The organism is Streptomyces sp. NPDC055239 (genome assembly GCF_053606205.1).
Map to the genome: position 1 here is coordinate 243,430 of NZ_JBSGRD010000011.1, position 17,998 is coordinate 261,427.

Annotated in this window: 15 protein-coding genes; 2 read left to right on the plus strand and 13 right to left on the minus strand. The window is 69.6% G+C overall.

Features of this window, described 5'->3' with window-relative positions; translation table 11 throughout:
* Positions 1-8: 8 nt before the first annotated feature.
* From ACWFRJ_RS31165 to ACWFRJ_RS31205, 9 genes are all read right to left on the minus strand, one after another.
* Positions 9-1,043, minus strand: coding sequence for a LacI family DNA-binding transcriptional regulator (locus ACWFRJ_RS31165; protein WP_453538605.1), 1,035 nt, complete (start codon positions 1,041-1,043; stop codon positions 9-11).
* Positions 1,044-1,045: 2 nt separating this feature from the next.
* The gene (locus ACWFRJ_RS31170) at positions 1,046-1,939 is read right to left on the minus strand and encodes an ROK family protein (protein ID WP_453538265.1); all 894 of its coding nucleotides are present in this window, start codon (positions 1,937-1,939) and stop codon (positions 1,046-1,048) included.
* Positions 1,936-3,645, minus strand: a complete 1,710-nt coding sequence (locus ACWFRJ_RS31175) for a class I mannose-6-phosphate isomerase (protein WP_453538268.1) — start codon at positions 3,643-3,645, stop codon at positions 1,936-1,938. Before ACWFRJ_RS31175 ends, ACWFRJ_RS31170 begins: the two co-directional genes overlap by 4 nt.
* Positions 3,646-3,684: 39 nt before the next feature.
* On the minus strand, positions 3,685-6,852 hold the full coding sequence (locus ACWFRJ_RS31180; RefSeq protein WP_453538271.1) for a glycoside hydrolase family 38 N-terminal domain-containing protein: 3,168 nt from the start codon (positions 6,850-6,852) through the stop codon (positions 3,685-3,687).
* 40 nt (positions 6,853-6,892) lie between these two features.
* Positions 6,893-7,705, minus strand: a complete 813-nt coding sequence (locus tag ACWFRJ_RS31185) for a carbohydrate ABC transporter permease (protein WP_453538274.1) — start codon at positions 7,703-7,705, stop codon at positions 6,893-6,895.
* 11 nt (positions 7,706-7,716) lie between these two features.
* Positions 7,717-8,742: a carbohydrate ABC transporter permease gene (locus ACWFRJ_RS31190; RefSeq protein ID WP_453538277.1), complete on the minus strand. Its 1,026-nt coding sequence runs from the start codon at positions 8,740-8,742 to the stop codon at positions 7,717-7,719.
* The gene (locus tag ACWFRJ_RS31195) at positions 8,739-10,046 is read right to left on the minus strand and encodes an ABC transporter substrate-binding protein (protein WP_453538280.1); all 1,308 of its coding nucleotides are present in this window, start codon (positions 10,044-10,046) and stop codon (positions 8,739-8,741) included. Before ACWFRJ_RS31195 ends, ACWFRJ_RS31190 begins: the two co-directional genes overlap by 4 nt.
* Positions 10,047-10,165: 119 nt before the next feature.
* The gene (locus ACWFRJ_RS31200; protein ID WP_453538283.1) at positions 10,166-11,428 is read right to left on the minus strand and encodes an MFS transporter; all 1,263 of its coding nucleotides are present in this window, start codon (positions 11,426-11,428) and stop codon (positions 10,166-10,168) included.
* Positions 11,425-12,090, minus strand: a complete 666-nt coding sequence (locus tag ACWFRJ_RS31205) for a winged helix-turn-helix domain-containing protein (protein ID WP_453538286.1) — start codon at positions 12,088-12,090, stop codon at positions 11,425-11,427. The genes ACWFRJ_RS31200 and ACWFRJ_RS31205 overlap by 4 nt, the downstream gene beginning before the upstream one ends.
* 118 nt (positions 12,091-12,208) lie before the next feature.
* On the opposite strand from ACWFRJ_RS31205, the gene ACWFRJ_RS31210 reads away from it, so the two are divergent.
* Positions 12,209-13,126, plus strand: coding sequence for a PPK2 family polyphosphate kinase (locus ACWFRJ_RS31210; protein ID WP_453538289.1), 918 nt, complete (start codon positions 12,209-12,211; stop codon positions 13,124-13,126).
* A gap of 133 nt (positions 13,127-13,259) precedes the next feature.
* A complete protein-coding gene (locus ACWFRJ_RS31215) occupies positions 13,260-14,915 on the plus strand; it encodes a GMC oxidoreductase (protein WP_453538292.1) in 1,656 nt (551 codons plus the stop codon).
* Positions 14,916-14,942: 27 nt separating this feature from the next.
* On the opposite strand, the gene ACWFRJ_RS31220 is transcribed toward ACWFRJ_RS31215, so the two are convergent.
* The 4 genes from ACWFRJ_RS31220 to ACWFRJ_RS31235 all read right to left on the minus strand — a co-directional run bounded on the left by ACWFRJ_RS31220 (position 14,943) and on the right by ACWFRJ_RS31235 (position 17,809).
* Positions 14,943-15,422: a carboxymuconolactone decarboxylase family protein gene (locus ACWFRJ_RS31220; protein WP_453538608.1), complete on the minus strand. Its 480-nt coding sequence runs from the start codon at positions 15,420-15,422 to the stop codon at positions 14,943-14,945.
* 5 nt (positions 15,423-15,427) lie between these two features.
* Complete coding sequence (locus ACWFRJ_RS31225) at positions 15,428-16,507, minus strand: NAD(P)H-dependent amine dehydrogenase family protein (protein ID WP_453538295.1); 1,080 nt, start codon at positions 16,505-16,507, stop codon at positions 15,428-15,430.
* 75 nt (positions 16,508-16,582) lie between these two features.
* Entirely contained in the window at positions 16,583-17,098 is a 516-nt protein-coding gene (locus ACWFRJ_RS31230; RefSeq protein WP_453538298.1) for a lytic polysaccharide monooxygenase auxiliary activity family 9 protein, read from the minus strand.
* 165 nt (positions 17,099-17,263) lie between these two features.
* The gene (locus tag ACWFRJ_RS31235) at positions 17,264-17,809 is read right to left on the minus strand and encodes an FABP family protein (RefSeq protein ID WP_453538301.1); all 546 of its coding nucleotides are present in this window, start codon (positions 17,807-17,809) and stop codon (positions 17,264-17,266) included.
* Between the last annotated feature and the right edge of the window lie 189 nt (positions 17,810-17,998).

Here is a 17,998-nt window from a genome sequence, read left to right on the forward strand (position 1 = left end):
AACGGCCGTCAACTGCCGTACTCCACCAGGCTGGTGGGTATCACGATGCGCTGCACCGGGCCGGGCTTCGGCTTCCTTCCGAGGTCGGATCCCTTCCCCCGCAGCCGGTCGGCGAGGAGTTCGCCCGCGGCCCGGCCGAGTTCGTCGCTGTCGTACGCGACGAGCGTGAGCGGCAGGCCGAGCGCGTCGGCCAGTTCGAAGTCGTCGAAGCCCGCGAGCGCGGTGTCGGTGCCGGAGGCACGAATGGCGCGGAACGCCCCTATCGTGTTGCGGTTGTTGGAGCAGAACAGCGCGGTGGGCGGCTCGGGCAGCGCCAGGAGTTCGGCTGCCGCCCGTCGCGCCTCACGCGGCTCGGTCTGGCCTTGTCGTACGTGGTACTCGTCGAAGGGGATGCCATGGGCGGCGAGGGCCGCGGCGTACCCGCGCAGGCGCTCGGTGCCGGTGTAGACGGCGGGCGGCGAGCCGAGGAAGCCGATCCTGCGGTGACCGCGGGTGATCAGCCGGGCGGTGGCGGCGCGGGCCCCGCCGAAGTCGTCGACAAGGACACAGTCGGCCTCGAACCCTTCGGGCGGGCGGCTGGCGAGCACCACGGGCACGCCGTCGGCCGCGGCTGCGGCGAGATGCCCCTGGTCGGCCGTCGCGGGGACGGCGATGATGCCGTCGACGCGGCGTGCCACCAGGTCGGCGACGAGCTCACGCTCGGCGTCCAGGTCCTGGCCGGTGTTCCCGATGACGGTCTTGAAGCCGTCGCCCGCGATGACGGAGTCCACTCCCAGGGCGAACCGCGAGTAGAAGGGGTTGGCCAGGTTCGTGACGACGAGTCCGACCAGGCCGGTGCCTCGTCCGAGGCGCAGGCTGCGGGCCACTTCGTTGGGCCGGTAGCCGATCTCCGCCGCGGCGGCGCGGATGCGTTCCCGGGTGGCGGGGAGCACGCTGGCGTCGTCGCGCAGGGCCCTTGACGCGGTCATCGCGCTGACTCCCACCCTTTCGGCCACGTCCCGCAGGGTGGGCGGGCCGTCTGCGGGGGGCCGCGGTTCGGGCATCGTCATGTGTGTCCTCTCCCCGGAGGTCGCCTCACCGCCCGGCGCCCACCGGCATCCACGTACTCCGCGGCCCCGATCAGCGCCGCATCCGCTCCCAGCGTGCCGGGACGCGGTCTCACCGGAGTATCCCCGAGGCCGACGCCGACGGCCGGACCGACCAGGTCCCAGGACAGCGCCATGGCGCCGCCGACGACGACCGCCGACGCGCCGAAGTCGCGTACGTACGGGGCGAGAACGGTACCGAGAGCGGCAAGGGCCTCGTCAAGGACCTGTGCCGCCCACTTCTCGCCCTCCCGCGCCCGCAGAGCGATGTCCCGCACATCCACGTCACGATCGCCGTAGCGGGCCAGGATCGCCCGCCGCGAGACGGAGTCCTCCAGCGGCGCACCTGACCAGCGCAGCAAGTCGACACGGCCCTCGGGCGGCACCCCGGGTCCCGCCCGCCGCACGACCCCGTCCGCGAGGAACGCCGACCCCACCCCGGTCCCCAGAGTGATCCCCACACAGCGCCGGTGCCCGACCGCGGCCCCCGCTCTCCACTCCCCGAGCGAGAACGCGTGCGCGTCGTTGAGGAACACCACGTCGGCGGGCCTGGGCCGTACGCCGTCGAGGAACCCCGAGCGCACGTCGACGCCGTACAGGTCGTCGAACTTCCCCACTCCCCTGAAGCGGGCGATCCCCTTCTCGTAGTCGAAAGGTCCCGGCACCGCGGCGCCCCACACCTGCCCCGCGGGCACCTGAAGCTCCCCGGCACAGCGCACGACCGTGCCGAGGATGTGCTCGGCGTCGCCCCGCGCGTCAAGTGAACGCCGGACACGGCGGCTCACCCGTACCCGGAACGGGTCCACCAGAGCGGCGGTGACATGGGTCCCGCCGATCTCGAGAACGGCTCTCACGAATGACCCGCGCGCATGGCTCTTCGGTCCCGTACGAGCGCCTTCACCACCTTGGCCGGGCCTCCCCGCGCCTGAAGGCGGTAGCCGCCGACCGCCGCGGGCACGGTCAGCGTCTCCGCGTACGCCAGTGCGTGCCGCTCCCCCGCCGATGTCACCACGGTGATCCCCTCCCCCTCCACCACATTGAGCACGTGGAACCGTCCCGCCGTGTCATCGCCTGCGACGGCATCCCCGTCGAGGGTGTAGCGCCGCACCTCGTAGAACATCTCGTCGAGCGCACCGAGCAGTTCCTCGCACCAGCCGTCCCCGCGCCGCAGGACGCAAGGCTCCTGCACCAGATCGCGGGTCACCGCGTCGCCGCGCCGCTCCGTCTCCAGGTTGGCGAGGCCGTGTTCGTAGGGCAGCGGGCGCTGGTTGCCGTCGGCGTCGGGGCGCAGCCAGTCGTAGAAGCGCAGGCTGTAGAGGTACGGGGTCGCGCTGATCTCCAGTACGAGGTTGCCCGCGCCGCTGGCGTGCGGGGTGCCCGCCGGGATCATGAAGAGCCTGCCCTGTTCGGCCGGGAACGTCATGACGTGGTCCTCGGGGTCCATCGACACCCCGTCGTGCGCCGCTTCCTCGATCTCCTTGCGGAAGAGAGCGAGGTCGACGTCCTCGCGCAGGCCGAGATAGACGTGCGTGTCCGCGCTGCCGAGCGTCATGTAGTACGTCTCGTGCTGCGTGTAGAGCCAGCCGAACCGCTCCCGCATGTACGGTTCCTTGGGGTGGCAGTGCACCGAGAGGCTGCCGCCGCCCACGGTGTCCAGATAGTCGAAGCGGATCGGGAACGACGTGCCGAACCGGGCGTGCGACTCCGCTCCGAGCACCTCGTCGGGGTGCAGGACGCACAGGAGCTGGAAGGGGACCTCCGCCTGGGCCTGGGGGCCGTGGCCGATGAGGATGCCCGCTTCGGGGGCGATGAGCTCGTAGCCGAGTGCGGTGTTGCTCGCACCGGAGTCGAAGCCGAGGGCGCGCTGTCCCCAATGCCCGCCCCAGGGCGTGGAGTTGAAGAACGGCCTGGTGCGCACGGGACGACGGGCGAGACCGGCGTAGCTCGCCCGCAGGCCCTCCCCGTCCAGGAACACGGGCCGCCCGGGGTCCTGTACGTCCAGCCAGCCGTCCAACTGGCCTACGAGCGCGTCACGGTGGCGGTCGATCATCGGCCAGTCCACATAGAAGAGCCGCTTCAACTCCGCCCGCTCACCGGGCAGTCCGAGGTTGCTCCCCTCTCCGGCCACCACCGCGGACTCCGCGTACCGCTTGGGCAGATCGGCGTACCAGAGCACGTCGTGCAGGACCAGGGACGCGCCGGGACCGTAGACGAGTACCAGTCCTTGCGCGTCACCGCCGTCCTGCGGGAGTTCGTGGAACAGGTCGGACAGGGGGTTCTCCGCGAGCTTGCAGTAGTACGGGTCGTCGGCGTCCGGCGCGCTCATGGTGCGGCGCCGGACCACGGCGGGGGGCGCGTAGTGCGTACGGATGTCCAGGGTGCGTACGGGCAGTCGGCAGGCGGCGGTGAGCAGGGCCGCGATGGTCTCCCAGTCGGCGGCCGGTGGTCCTTCGACGGCCACGATCGCGGGTTCGGGGGGCAGTTGGGCGGCCACCGCCTGCCAGCCGCTGGTCAGAACGGTCCCCGGTGCCGGGGGGTAACGCGGGTCGAGCCGGTACACGCGTGCTCCTTCGAGCGGAGGTCTTCTCGGGGACGGGATTCAGGGACGTACGAACAGCACCGCGGTGGTGCCGAGGGCGGGTATGTCGACGGTCAACGCGCTCTCGTAGAGAGGTAGCTCTTCGCCCACCGCACCCAGGTAGTCCGCGCTGTGAGCGGCCACGACCGGAAAGTGGACCCGCACCGGGCAGACCACCGGCTCCTGTGCGAAGGACTGCAGCCGGAGCAGGATCTCGCCGGGCCTGGGCGTCGTGACACCGACAAGGCGGACCCTCGCGTCACCGAGGTCGGCGAAGGAGAGCGAGGCCCGCTCGTCTCCCTCGGCTCCCCTGGCCCGCACGGCCCGCAGGGGACGGCTGAAGGCCGCCGCTGTCCGTGGGCCGAGCCCGTCGGCGGTCGGGCCGCAGGCCAGGCTGTAGCGGTAGGTGAACTCGAAGCCCTGCGCGCTGGGGAAGTTGGTGTCCCAGAGGTTGTTGTGGATCCAGGAGAAGACGGTGGCGGGTTCGTCGTGCCCCATCGTCTTCGGGAAGGGCGCGTACGGCAGCGCGATGTTGCCGAACTGCACCAGCGGCGCGTCCTGCGTCGACCAGGCCACCGCGAGCCCGTCGTCGGCGAGCGTCACCCAGCGGCGTACGGCCCGCATGTGCAGGGCCGACCCCGGCACCACGGGAAGGGATGTGCCCGTGACACCGCCGGACGCCTCCATCCGCACGACCGGCTCGTCGAAGGCGAAGGGGAACGCGAAATAGGCGCTCTCCTTGCTCAGCGTCGCGGCCTTGTCGAGGCGGTTCTCGATGTCGAGGCGGGGCACACCCACGGGCAGCGTGAGGGTGGTGCGCAGCCGGTTGGCTCCGGCCGGGCGTGTTTCGTACGTGATCGACTCGGACGTCGGCGTGGAGCGGCGGGCGATGAGCGCGGCGGGTGGGGCGACGGCGCGGTTGCCGAGGTGTTCGAGGCGGTCGGACGCCGTCGTACGGCTTGAGTTGTGGTTGAAGGCCCCGGCGGTGGTGTAGCTGTCGTGGAGGTAGCCGTTGAAGCCGACGGTCGCGTCGGGGCGGACGAGTTCACGCCCTGTCGCCTTGTCGACGACCGAGGCGATGCAGGCGTGCGCCAGGTCCACGCGGACAGCGAGGTGTTCGTTCTCCAGGAGGGTCGGTTCGGGGAGGGCGAGAGCCTCGGCGGCGGTGCGTGCCGGGTCCTCGCGCTCGGTGCCGCCGGTGGGGTTCCAGCCGGTGGCGGCCTTCAGAGCCGTGGCCCGTGACCGCTCGTCGGCCCGCGTGGCGTCGGCGGTGATGTCAAGGCGCACCGAGCCCGCGGGCGGCACCTCGTCCACGCGGACGAGGAGGAACCGTCCGGCGTCCCGGTGGTCGTCGTTGGTCTGCGGCTGTTCCTCGTGGGTGAGGCGGCGCCCGTCGCGGGCGTCGCGCACGGCCACGGGCTGCTCCAGCGGCACGCTGCTCTCCGGCAGGAAGATCCGTACGACGTCCGTGCGCGGCCAGGAGCAGGTGTTGACGACGTGGTAGGTCGCGGCCACGCCCGGCGTCGCCGCGAGCCGCTGCCCGAGCCGGGCGCTCGCCCTGCCGAGGAGCGCGTTGCCGTCGTCGTACGCGCGCATCGCCTGCCCGTACTTCCAGTGCCACTGGTGTTCTCCGGAGTGGCCGCCCTCGTCGCCGTGGGTCCACGGGTCGCCGGCGCCCCAGGTGTGCTCGTCGAAGAGCGACACCGCCTCGTAGACCCCGGCGGCGTCCGCGCTGTCGTCCTCGGCCCCCGTGGCGTCGAGGATGCCTGCGAACGTGCCGATGGTCTGGGCGTCGGCGACCACGGACTGGGCGGTGCGGGCCAGGGACAGCGGCCGCGCGCCGGAGCCGACTCCGTCGACCCACCAGTCGGTCCAGTCGCCCTCGAAGGTCTGGATGGCGTCGCCGAGTCTGGCCTCGGCGTCGGTGAAGAAGTCCTCGTTGCGGGAGAGCCGCAGCTGGGGGTGGGCCCAGGTCTCGTTCCAGCGGCGGACGGTGTCGGCGATGATGCGGCGTGGCGGCGCGTTGTCGCCGAACTTGCCCTGGACGCGCAGGTGGAGAACGTCCCAGGGGTAGGGCTCGCGCTTGGTCTCCGTCTGGTCCATGGCCCAGCCGAAGATGCCGCCTCGGTAGGGGTAGGGGTTGGTGGCCAGGGAGGTCAGATAGGCGGGAAGCAGGTCGTCGACGTCCGCGTAGTCCGTGTCGAAGCCGAGCAGCGGGCCTTCCATGTAGGCGAGGCCGTGCGGGGTGTCGGTGACCCAGACGAGGACGCTGTTGCCGCTGGGGGCGCGCCAGCGGAAGAGGCGGGGCAGCTTCTCTCCGCCGACCAGGTGGGGCACGGAACGCCCGGCCCAGTTGTGGGCCACGGAGAGGTACTTGACCCCGGCGGCGGACAGTGCGTCGACCAGGCCGACGACAGCGCCCGGCACGTCGGTCTGCATGGCGGAGGTGAACGTGACGCCGTGCCGGTCGCGCACGTCGTGGGCGAGTCGGAGCAGTTCGTGCAGCTCGTCCGTTGAGCAGGTCTCGGTGTGCAGGTTGAACGGCAGCGCGGTCAGCTCGATACGTCCTTCGCGCACCCGGCGTACGAACTCCTCGACCTGCTCGGCGGGGCGGGCGTCCGCCCACTGCTGGAACGACCACAACGACTCGACGCACCACCGGAACCGCGACTCGGCGGGCCAGTCGTCGGTGGCCCGGGTCAGCTCCAGGCAGGAGTCGAGGAAGGAGAGGTGCTCGGCGAGTACGTGGCCCTGGGGGTCGGTGTAGCCGATGTCGAGGTGGGAGTGGTGGACCAGGTGGAGGGTCCAGCGGCGCTGTGGGGTGAGGCGGACGTCTATGCCCTCGGTGGTGTGCGGCAGGCAGACGGTGAGGCGGGTCTCGGTGTCGACGGCGGGCACCATGAGGCGTACGGAGCGGCCGGGACCGGCGAGTTGCTCGACGGGCAGCGCGGTACCCGACTCGGTGAGGACGGTGAACTCCCCCGGTAACGCCGACCCGTTGACCGCTTCGATCCGCAGGGACTGCGCGAGGCCGTCACCGTCCGCCGTCCTGCGCAGCAGCGGTTCCTCCGTGAGCCTCAGGGTGCTGCCGCCGAGGGTTCCCTCCGCGGTGATGACGCTGGAGCGCAGGCTTTCGCGTATCCGGTCGTTGTCCCAGTCGGTGGTGCGGACGAGGGCCCGTGTCGTCATGCGGTTGCCTCCGGCGGGGCTCGGCGGGGCTGAGCGGGTCTCAGCGTGCGGATGCGGTGACGCCGCGCAGGAACAGGCCGCGGAACACCAGGAAGAGGAGGAGCGTGGGCGCGGAGACGATCAGCGTGCCCGCCAGGATGACGGGCGGTCCTGAGGAGGAGTAGGCGTTGTTGAGGGTGGTCAGGGCGGCCATCACCGGTTGGACGTCGGGGCTGCGGCTGAGCGTGATGCCCAGGAGCAGGTCGTTCCAGACGGCCGTGAACTGGAAGATGAAGGCCGCTCCGAGGCCCGCCTTCATCAGCGGCACGTGGATGCGCCAGAAGACCCGCCGCAAGGAGGCTCCGTCGATGAGGGCCGCCTCGGTCAGCTCCGGCGGCATGGTGGTCATCTGATTGCGGATCAGGAAGAAGGCGAACGGCACCGCCCATGCGGCGTAGATGAGCATGAGCCCGAGCCTGGTGTCGTACAGATCGGCGTCCGCGTACAGGCCGAAGAGCGGTGCGAGGAACATCTGCAGCGGGAAGAGCGTGCCGGAGTAGATCAGCCAGAACCAGAAGGCGGGCCTGGGGATGGGCAGGACGACCACGGCGAACGCCGCCATGGCCGCGATGAGCACCGCGGCCAGACCGCACACCACGGCGTAGAGCAGCGAGGCCTGGAAGCTGTCGCCGATGCCCGCGACGTTCCAGGCGGTCCTGAGGTTCTCGGCGAGGTCGAAGCCCTGGACGGTCCAGTCGGGTCTGCCCGTGTACTCGGTGGCGGGCGTGAGGGCGTTGACCACGAGGAGGTAGAGCGGGATCAGCCAGAGCAGCACGCATCCCGCGATGAAGAGGTGGCGCACGGTGCGACCCATGAAGAGCCTCCTCAGGCCTTGGTGGCGGCGGTGGTGGCGGGGGCGCGCGATTCGGCCTCGGGCATCTGGTGGCGCAAGTACATCCAGGAGGAGGCGACGACGATGACCGAGAGGACGAGCGCGATCGCCGATCCGTAGCCGATGTGGAACAGCCGGAAGACCTCGCGGTACATGCTCAGGGCGAGGGTCTCGGAGGAGCGGGACGGGCCGCCCTTGGTGAGGATCCAGATCATGTCGAACGCCTTGAGGCTGTTCACGATGGCCATCCCGACCACGACGACCGTCACGGCCCGCAGCTGGGGCAGCGTGATGTACCGGAACATCCGCCAGCCGCTCGCCCCGTCCAACTCGGCTGCCTCGAAGGTGTCTTGGGGGATGGCGCGAAGCCCGATCGCGAAGAGGACGACGTTGAGCCCGGTGGCCTGCCACGTACTGGCGACGATCATCGAGAGGGTGTTCTGCGGCCACTCCAGGAGCCAGGTCTGCGCCCAGGAGTCCAGGCCGACCCCGCGAAGGACCTGGTTGACCGCGCCGTCGGACGTCAGCATGAAGTTCCACAGGACGGCGGTGGCGGCGGCCGAGACGGCGTACGGCAGCACGATGACGAGCTGCGCGATCCCGCCGAACCGCGTCCTGTGGGTGGCGACGGCGATGAGCAGTCCGGCGAGGACGGGCAGGAGCAGGGTTCCGGCCACCCACATCAGGGTGTTGAGCAGCGAACGTCCGAGGATCGGGTCGTCGGCGAGGCGCGTGTAGTTGTCGAACCCGGTGAAGCTGCTCGTGAAGCCGTTGTCCTCGAAGAAGCTGTCGTAGACGCTGCGGAAGAACGGATAGACGAGGAGTACGCCGACGAAGGCGAAGGCGGGCAGCGCCCAGGGCAGTGCGGTGAGCGGTCCGCCGAGTCTGCTGTTGCCGCGGGCGGCGGCCTGGTGCGGAGTGCGGGTGGGAATGCGACGGCGTGAGCGAACGGGGTTCGGGGCGGACCGGCGGCCGGGCTGCTGGGCGGGCTGCTGGGCGGAGGCCGCGATCTCGGTCATGTCTTCTCCGCCTCCCGCCATACCTGCCACGCCTCGTCCGCACGCTCCTGCATGGTCCGCAGCACCTTGCGGTACGAGGACGGGTTCAGGAGGAAGCCGGCCAGGTCGTCGACGGTCGCCTCGACCAGTTCGGGCGGACCCTGTTCCCAGAAGCGGTTGAGCAGCCAGAGCTTGTCGCCGCGGACCTTCTTCGCCAGGCCCGCGATCATCGGGTTCGGGGGCTCGACCTCCGGGTTCGGGCAGCCGTCCTGGAGGCTGTGCGAGAAGGCCTTCATGACGGCGGGCCGCAGCCAGTTGCCCGCCGCCTTCAACGCCTCGGTCCGGTCGGGTCCTTTGACGGTGGAGACGAGGGCGCTGGACTCGAAGATGACGCAGGGGCGGGCCTTCGGATCCGCCATGGGCAGCACGAAGGCGCCGAAGTTCTTGCCGGGCTTCGCGCCCGCGCCCACGAGCGTCGAACCGAGCCAGGTGCCGCAGGGGACCATCCCGACCTTGCCGTGGACGACGGCCGCGGCGGCGTCGGCGTGGTTCATGTCCATGGGGGTGAACCAGTCCTTGTCGAAGAAGGACACCAGGGTGCGCAGAGCGCGTTCGGCACGAGGGTCGGTGTACCGCTCGCGACCGTTCATCAAGTCCGCGTAGAACTGCGGGTCCTGGCGGCTGAGGATCTCCTGGAACCAGATGAAGGAGGGCCAGCGGTCGGCCGCCGAGCCGTGCAGCGGGGTGATCCCGCTCTCCTTGAGCCGCTCACAGCCGGCGAGGAAGTCACCCCATGTCTCGGGGACTTGGAGGCGATGTTCCTCGAAGACCTCGATGTTGTAGAAGAACACCCAGTACGCGAGGTTCATCGGCAGGGCGTGGACCCGCCCCCGATAGGTGAACGCCTCCCGTAACGAGGCGTCGACCCAGCCCTTGCCGACGGCGCGGTCCCACTGCCGGGTGAGGTCGACGATGCCACCGGTGCGGGCGAGGTCCTGGAGCCGGTAGCCCGACCAGTACTTGAGCATGTCCGGCGTCTTGCTGGTGCGCAGCGAGGACTTGACGACCTGCTCGAACGATTCGAGGGACGGATTGACCTCGGGCACCAGTTGCAGGCCCGCCACGGACTTCATGGCCGCCCCCGCGGCGGCCATCGGCTTCTCCCAGGCGGCACTGTCACCGAGCACGGCGACCTTGCCGGGAGGCTGCCCGCTCGCGGTTCCGCAGGCCGTGGCGAGCGCTCCTGCGGCGGCAGCGGCGAGGAGGGCGCGGCGGTCGACCGGAGCGCCTGACGCCGGACGAAGGCTGTGACGACTACCTGACATGGGCGGCTCCCCCAGGTGCGTGTCAGCCCGGTGTTAGCGTTAACACGGGCGTGATGGAGCTTCCCGACGCCGGGGTGGGATGTCAATGGTTCGCGCAAGGGTGCAAGGGGCCTCGGTGCCTACGCGGACACGGCGTCCGCGTCCGCGGGCTCCGGCAGTTCGCGCGTACCTGGAACGGGCGACGGCAGTAGCCACAGCACCACGAGGACAGCTCCGGCCGTGCCGATCCAGAGCGTCGGGCGCAGTCCGATCGCCGCGCCGAGGAACCCTCCGAGCAGGGCGCCCAACGGACGGAAACCGTGGTTCAGGGTGCGGAAGGCGCCCATGACCCGTGAGCGGATGGTCTGGGGGATCAGCACCATCTGGAGTGACGCGGCGGCGATGTCGGTGACCATCACACCGACACAGCTGAGGAATTCGGCGAAGAAGAGCGTGACGACGACCAGCGGCAACGGACCGTCGGCGAGCGGCACGAGCAGCAGAGGCAGGGTGAACACCACGGAGCCGCAGAGGATCGAGGGCCCGATGCCGAAACGGCGGACGATCCTGCCGCCGCACGCCGCGCCGATGAGACCGCCTACGGCACCGGCGCTCAGTATGGCGCCGAGAACACCCGCACCCAGGCCGAGTTCGACCGTCACGTACAGCACGAAGAGCGTGTGGAACATGTAGTTGAAGAACTGGATGGTCCCGGACCACGCGAACAGCGCCCGCATCGACGGCTCCTTGACCACCCACCGCAGCCCCGCCGTGAAGTGTCCCTTGCCGACGGGTTCCGGCACGGGCTCGACAGGTTCGATGCGCGAGAGGAAGCGGGCCGAGACGAGATAGGTGAAGGCGTCGGCGAGCAGGGCGAACGGGGCGGTGAGAAACTGCACGAGGAGACCGCCGACCCCGGGTCCCGCCAGCCAGGACATAGAACGACTGCCGCTGACAAGGGAGTTGGCCCGCACATAGTGCTCGGCGGACACCAGCGCCACGAACAGAGTGTTGTTGCAGGCGTCGTAGAGCACCGTGAGGGCGCCGATCGCGAACGCCGTCGCGTAGAGCTGCCCGAGCGTGAGGACATCGAGCAGGTACGCGACCGGCAACGTCATGAGCAGCGCCGCGCGGACCAGGTCGGCGGCGATCATGGCGCGCCGCCGCCGGGCCTGCCGGTCGGCCCACGCACCCAGCGGGAGATTGAGGAGCAGCGTGGGCAGCAGTTCGGCCGCCTTGAGCCAGCCCATCTCGGCCGCGTCGGCGCCGAGGGCGAGCACGGCGGTGAGCGGGATGGCGATCAGCGATATCTCGCCGCCGATGAGGGAGACGGTCTGGCCGGTCCAGTAGCGCCGGAAGGTCCGCTCACGCAGAAGCCCGGGTATGCGCTCCGCCACCGTCACCGGTCGGCCTCCGCGTCGCCGTCGGGGACGTCCTCGGCGATCTCCTGGTCCAGGAAGGCGATCCGCAGCACGCTGACCCGCCGTGCTCCTTCGGGGCGCCGGGACGGGTCGGCGTTGCGGTCCTCGTACGGACGCAGCAGGTCGTTAATCCGCTCGCCGATCTCGGTCAGCTCCTCCGGGGTGAGGTGGATGAACGTGTCGCCGAACTGCTCCGCCTCCTGCCAGGCGCGCGGCAGGAGGTGACGTCGCTCCGCGGCCCGCATGACGCGCTCGAAGTACCGCTCGGCGACCGCGGTGTTCAGCGCGTCCGACGCCTCGGCGACGGACGGGTCCTCGCTGTATCCGGGCCAGTCGGTGAACTGGGCGGTCGCCCGCCACGGCTTCTCGCGCCCCCGGCCGCCCGGCGCCACCTCGACGAGCCCGTATTTCGCGAGCATCCGCAGGTGGTACGAGCAGCTGGCCACGGACTCTCCGGTCAGCTCGGCGCCGCGCGTGGCCGTGAACGGACCGCTCCGCCGCAGCAGGCCGACCAGGGCCATGCGCGTGGGGTGGGCGTAGGCCCGCAGGGCGCGGGGGTCGGTGAGACGGATGCTGCGGGGCGGCGGCGTGTCGTCCGGGGATGCGGCCTCTGGGGTCTCAGGGATCTCATGGGTCTCCGACATGATGTAAAGCTATCTTTAGAAAGATTCCTTTACAAGGATTCCCCTCGGGCCCGAACTGAGTGGCGGGCCCCGGCCCGCGCGGCAACCATCGAGGGACACCGGAGGAAGGGCTCACCCAGTGACCAAGAACAAGAAGGACAAGAAAGACAAGAAGAGCGCGAAAGACGGCAAGAAACAGGGCGCACACCCCGCCCCGCTCAGCGAACTCCTCCGCATCCGCGAAGGCGAGCGCGTGGACCTCGCCTCCTATGCGGCCGACGCGACCCCCGCAGGCCCTGCGGACAAAGCCGCGGGGGTCCTGGCCACAGCCCAGATGGGCGAACGGCTCGCCGACCTTCAGGAGCGGCTCTACGCGGCGAGCACCGCGGGCGATCGCCGCCGCGTCCTGCTCGTGCTCCAGGGCATGGACACCAGCGGCAAGGGCGGCACCGTCAAGCACGTCATCGGCTCGTTCAACCCTTCCGGCTGCCGCATCAAGGCCTTCAAGGCGCCGACGCCGGAGGAACGGAGCCACCCCTTCCTCTGGCGCGTCATGCGGGCCCTGCCGCTGCCCGGCGAGATCGGCATCTTCGACCGCTCGCACTACGAGGACGTCCTCATCGCCCGCGTCCGCGAACTGGCCCCCCGCCGTCAGCTCGGCCGCCGCTACGGCCAGATCAACCGCTTCGAGCAGAGCCTCGCCGACGACGGCGTCACCGTCATCAAGTGCTTCCTGCACATCTCGTACGAGAGGCAGGGCCGCCGCCTGCTCGAACGCCTCGACAACCCGGACAAGCACTGGAAGTTCAGCGCCGACGACATCGAGTCACGCGGCCTGTGGCCCGCCTATCAGGAGGCGTACGAGATGGCCCTCGAACGCTGCTCGACGGCGCACGCCCCGTGGCACCTGATCCCGGCCGACCGCAAGTGGTACCGCAACTGGGCGATCAGCGGCCTGCTCCTGGAGCACCTGAGCGCGCTGGATCCGCAGTACCCGAAGGCGGACTTCGATGTGGATCTGGCGCGGAAGCAGCTGAGGGGCGACGGCACCGCATAGGTACAAGATCCGCAGAGGCGCAAGATCAGAATTGGTACAAGATCGGACAGAAGTTACCTCTAGGTATGCAGTGACTTAATGAGCCAGTAGCAGTAGAACTCGTTCCCATTCCTACGAGAGTGAGGAACGTCACATGAGTGGCACTACCACGCGCATTACCGCCTCAGAGGGCGTGACGCGTCGAAGATTCATCACTGGAACGGGTTCTATTCTTGGTGCCGTCACCCTCTCCGCTCAGGCCATCCCCGCCTCCGCCAGGACGCAGTCCGCGACCGCGGCCACCGCCGGACCCATCGGTGACGGAGCCCGCGTCCCCGTACTGGTGATCGGCACCGGGTACGGCGGCTCCGTCGCCGCCCTGCGCCTCGCCCAGGCGGGCGTCGACGTCCAGATGGTCGAGATGGGCATGGCCTGGGACACCCCCGGCTCCGACGGCAAGATCTTCGCCCACACGACCTCGCCCGACGGCCGCTCCTACTGGCTGCGCACCAAGACCAAACAGCCCCTGAGCAACTTCCTCGGCTTCCCGATCGACAGGGACATCCCCCGCTACACCGGGATCCTCGACGCCGAGGAGATGGGCGGGATCATCGTCTACCAGGGCCGGGGCGTCGGCGGCGGCTCCCTGGTCAACGGCGGCATGGCGGTCACGCCCAAGCGCGAGAACTTCGGCGCCATCCTGCCGTCGGTCAACGCCGACGAGATGTACTCCACCTACTACCCGCGCGCCAACGCCGGTCTCGGCGTCAGCCTCATCGACCCGGCCTGGTTCGACAGCGTCGACTGCTACCAGTACTCCAGGGTCGGCCGTAAGCACGCCCAGCGTTCCGGCTTCCCGTACGTCTTCGTGCCGGGCGTCTACGACTGGGACTACATGAAGCAGGAGGCTGCGGGAACGGTCCCCAAGTCGGCGGTCGCAGGCGAGATCCTCTACGGCAACAACTACGGCAAGAAGTCGCTCCAGAAGACCTACATCGCGAAGGCCACCGCGACCGGCAAGGTCACCATCTCCCCGCTGCACAAGGTCACCACGGTCTCCCCCGCCTCCGGCGGCGGCTACACCGTCGTCATCGAGCAGCTCAACACCAGCGGCGCCACCACCGCCACCAAGACCGTGACCGCGGACAAGGTGTTCTTCGCGGCGGGCAGCGTCGGCACCAGCAAACTACTGGTCAAACTGAAAGCCACCGGCGCACTGCCCCAGCTGAACGGGGAGATCGGCAAGGGCTGGGGCGACAACGGCAACGTCATGTGCGGCCGCGCCAACCATCTGTGGGACCCGACGGGCAAGGTCCAGTCGTCCATTCCCACGGGCGGCATCGACAACTGGGCGGCGGGCGGCGCGTTCGCCGAGGTCGCGCCGCTGCCCACCGGCATCGAGACCTACGCCTCGTTCTACCTGTCGATCACCAAGAACCCCAACCGCGCCTCCTTCTCCTGGAACGCCGCGGCGGGCAAGGCGGAGCTGAACTGGCAGACGGCCTGGAAGCAGCCGTCCATCGACGCCGCCAAGACCATCTTCGACAAGATCAACTCAAAGGAGGGGACGATCTACCGCACCGACCTGTTCGGCACGTACAAGATCTGGGGCGACCACCTCACGTACCACCCGCTCGGCGGCGCGGTCCTGAACAAGGCCACCGACAACTACGGCCGTCTGCACGGCTATTCGGGCCTGTACGTCATCGACGGATCGCTGATCCCCGGCAACACGAGCGTCAACCCGTTCGTCACCATCACCGCGCTCGCCGAACGGAACATCGAGAAGATCATCGCCACGGATGTGTAGCAACTCCCCTGGGCACTGCCCGGGGAGTCAGTGCCCGGGCAGTACACACACCGCATCGAGGCCGAGCACGTGGTTGAGCCGGCCGAACGCCAGCCAGGAACCGATGCTCATGCTCAGTTCCACGATCTCGTGCTGGCTGTAGTGCGCGGTCATCCGCGTCCAGAACTCCTCGTCGAGGCCATGGTGATCCAGGGCGTACCGCTCGGCGTACTCGGCGGCAAGACGTGTCCGGTCGTCGAAGGCGTCGGTGGTGCGCCACTGGGTCACCGCTTCGGCGAACTCCTCCTCGACCTTCTGGCCCTCGCGCTCGGTGCGCCAGTCGAGGCAGAACAGACATCCGTTGATCTGCGCGACGCGCAGCCGTGCGGCCTCGAACTCCCTCAGCCCCAGGGTCGTGTGCTCGTACACCGAGAGCGAGAAGTTCGCGGCGGCCATGCCGATGCCGGGGACCATGCCACCCCACACGTACCCGATCGGCTCCTGCCCCTCGGGGATGTCTATGTGCATCGAGCTCATTGTTTGCTCCTTCCGAGCTTGCCTGTCGCGGGGCGCAGCGGGACGTCGAGCGCGTCGTAGAGTCCGGGTTCCATGTCCACGAGCCAGTCGATGGCGCCGACCAGCCGGCCGACCGCGGTGGCGTTGCCGCCCGCCGACCGGTTCTCGCCCTCGTCGGTGGCCTCGACCGTCACCTCGATGCGCGGGCGGCCCTCGATGATGACCCGGTGCGCTCCGGCTCCGTCGGGCGGCGTCGGCCAGTCCGGCGCGCAGGACGGGTGGATGCGGGTGACGTGCTCGATGACGATGCGGGGGACGCCCCCGACGATGCCCTGCACCTCGAACCGCACCGCGCCCTGGGTGCCCGCCTCGAAGTCACCCATCGTCCGGGTGCTCACCGAGGTGTCGAGCGCGCGTCGCTCCAACGTCTCGCGGATGTCGTCGAGTTCGGCGCCGAGCGCCCTGGCCATCAGCCGGATCTGGCCGCCCCACACCATGGTCGGAATGGTCTCGGCGAGCATCAGGGGCTCGTAGTCCATCGGATGCCCCATGCCGATCAGGTGGCGTACGGAATCCTCCTGCTCGTACGTGGAGTAGTCGAAGATCTCCTGGCAGCGGATCGCGTCGACGGTGCTGCCGAGTCCGCTGATCAGGAGCGGCAGTATGTCGTTGCCCCAGCCGGGGTCCACGCCGGACACGAAGAGGGATCCGCCGCCGTCCGCGATGGCGGCGAGGATCGGGTCCCGCAGTTCGGGCGGGGCGTTGCGCTGGTCGTAGAGCGCGTAGAGGGCGGGGGTGACGACGACGGCTCCGGCCCGGATCGCCCTGCCGATGTCGGCGAGGGCCTCGTCGGGGCGCAGGTCGCCCGAGGCCGCGTACACCACGGCCTGGGGCGTCGTGGCAAGGACCGCCTCGATGTCGTCGGTCGCCGCTACACCCAACTGCCCGTCGAGCCCGGCAAGGTCGGCCGCGTCACGGCCGACCTTGTCGGGATGGTGGACGAGCACGGCCGTGAGTTTCAGCGTCGGGTGGGCCTCGACGGCACGGATGGCCGCTCGGCCGACATTTCCGGTACCCCAGACAACCGTGGAAATCATGCGGCGGAGGGTAACCAGAGGACGTATCACTTCATAGGGCCATGACCAGAGCAATTTCGAGCAAGAACGCCTGCCCTAGCGGATGTTCACGTCGATGCACGCGTAGAAGGCGTTCGACGTGTCGCCGATGTTCCAGACCGCGAGCACCTTGTGCCTGCCGGTGGCGCTGCCGAGGTTGACCTGGTGCTGGACGGTGGCCGGCGGCTGCTGGTTGCCGCCGTCGATCGTCGCGACCTTCGTGCCGTCGACGAAGTACTCGTAGTTCGCGGTGCGGTGCCGTGCGGTGAACGTCCAGGTGAAGGTCTGCGTCCTGCTGACGTCGCTGACCTTCCACCCCTTGCTGTCGTCGTTGAGCTCGGCGAACCTGGAGTTGCCGCCGCTGCAGCTGCGCAGACCCTTGGGGCCCTCGACGCTCTGGGGTTCCCACTTGATCTCGCCGCACGAGACCGTGCCCGACGCGCACTGCGCCTGCCGGCTGGCCGGTGCGTTGACGTATCCGTGCGCGCTGGCCGAACCGGTCGGCAGGGTGAGGGCGAGGACGGGTGCGAGGCCCGCACCGATCACGGCGGCTATCTTCCGCTTCCTGTGCATGCGTAACTCCTTCACGACGCTGGGGTGGGGGTGTGCGTGAAGTGCTGGGGGCAGTGCTGGGGCCAGATGTTCACGATGGCCGATTAGTCCAGACCATAGACTTTGGCGAGCCTCGGTCAAGGCCGCTTTCGGGCCACGTACAGGAGAGGCGGAACTGTGCGGCGGCTACGCCGTGCGGCGGTGGAGCCGTGCCGCGAGGTGGTGTTGCAGCGGCTGTCCGACCGCCGCGAGGTCGTGGACGAAGGTGAGCGTGTCCACGTCCTCCAGTTCGTAGCGGCGACGGGTGGCCTCGACCTCTTTGGCGGTGGGCGTGCGGGCCACCTCACTGGTGGAGAGGTCGACCGTGTCGCCGGTCGCGTGCCCCACCGCGATCTCCGCGATGCCGGTCGGCTGGGTGATCAGTGCCTCCACGCGGCCGTCGGGCTGCAGCCGCCACCAGCCGCTTTCCCGCGCGGACGGCCGTAGCGGCGCCCCGTCGGCGTCAAGGAGCCAGGCCCGCGCCTCGTAGTGCAGGAAGGGGCGGCCGTCGTGGGTGAAGGTGACTTCCTGGGCATACGTGAAGTCCGCCTCGATGGTGGGGTACTCACCCTGCCCCTTGCCGTGCCAGGTGCCCAGGAGGCCGAGCACGGGCGCGAGCAGCGCGTGCGGTTCCGGTGCCTCGTCCGCCCGGTGGGCGTCGGGGTACGGGTACTCGGGTGCGGGGTCGAACACGGTGTGCGCTCCAGGGGGTAGGTGCGGGTGCCGGTAAGCAGCCTAGGGGCCCGCAGGGGCCTGGCCTGGAGGGAAACGGCAGCGACGGGAGCACGCACCGACGATGGCCGGAAAGTTAGGGTAACCTAATCGCCCGGCCCGGCTTTGGCGGAATTCACACCCTCGACCGCGCCCAAGTCCCGCCTCATC

What these genes read in the sequence shown, in the direction of transcription:
- ACWFRJ_RS31185 (WP_453538274.1), bottom strand. Translation starts at nt 7,705, where the DNA reads ATGGGTCGCACCGTGCGCCACCTCTTCATCGCGGGATGCGTGCTGCTC.
- ACWFRJ_RS31195 (WP_453538280.1), bottom strand. Translation starts at nt 10,046, where the DNA reads ATGTCAGGTAGTCGTCACAGCCTTCGTCCGGCGTCAGGCGCTCCGGTC.
- ACWFRJ_RS31215 (WP_453538292.1), top strand. Translation starts at nt 13,260, where the DNA reads ATGAGTGGCACTACCACGCGCATTACCGCCTCAGAGGGCGTGACGCGT.
- ACWFRJ_RS31190 (WP_453538277.1), bottom strand. Translation starts at nt 8,742, where the DNA reads ATGACCGAGATCGCGGCCTCCGCCCAGCAGCCCGCCCAGCAGCCCGGC.
- ACWFRJ_RS31230 (WP_453538298.1), bottom strand. Translation starts at nt 17,098, where the DNA reads ATGCACAGGAAGCGGAAGATAGCCGCCGTGATCGGTGCGGGCCTCGCA.
- ACWFRJ_RS31225 (WP_453538295.1), bottom strand. Translation starts at nt 16,507, where the DNA reads ATGATTTCCACGGTTGTCTGGGGTACCGGAAATGTCGGCCGAGCGGCC.
- ACWFRJ_RS31205 (WP_453538286.1), bottom strand. Translation starts at nt 12,090, where the DNA reads ATGTCGGAGACCCATGAGATCCCTGAGACCCCAGAGGCCGCATCCCCG.
- ACWFRJ_RS31165 (WP_453538605.1), bottom strand. Translation starts at nt 1,043, where the DNA reads ATGCCCGAACCGCGGCCCCCCGCAGACGGCCCGCCCACCCTGCGGGAC.
- ACWFRJ_RS31220 (WP_453538608.1), bottom strand. Translation starts at nt 15,422, where the DNA reads ATGCACATAGACATCCCCGAGGGGCAGGAGCCGATCGGGTACGTGTGG.
- ACWFRJ_RS31180 (WP_453538271.1), bottom strand. Translation starts at nt 6,852, where the DNA reads ATGACGACACGGGCCCTCGTCCGCACCACCGACTGGGACAACGACCGG.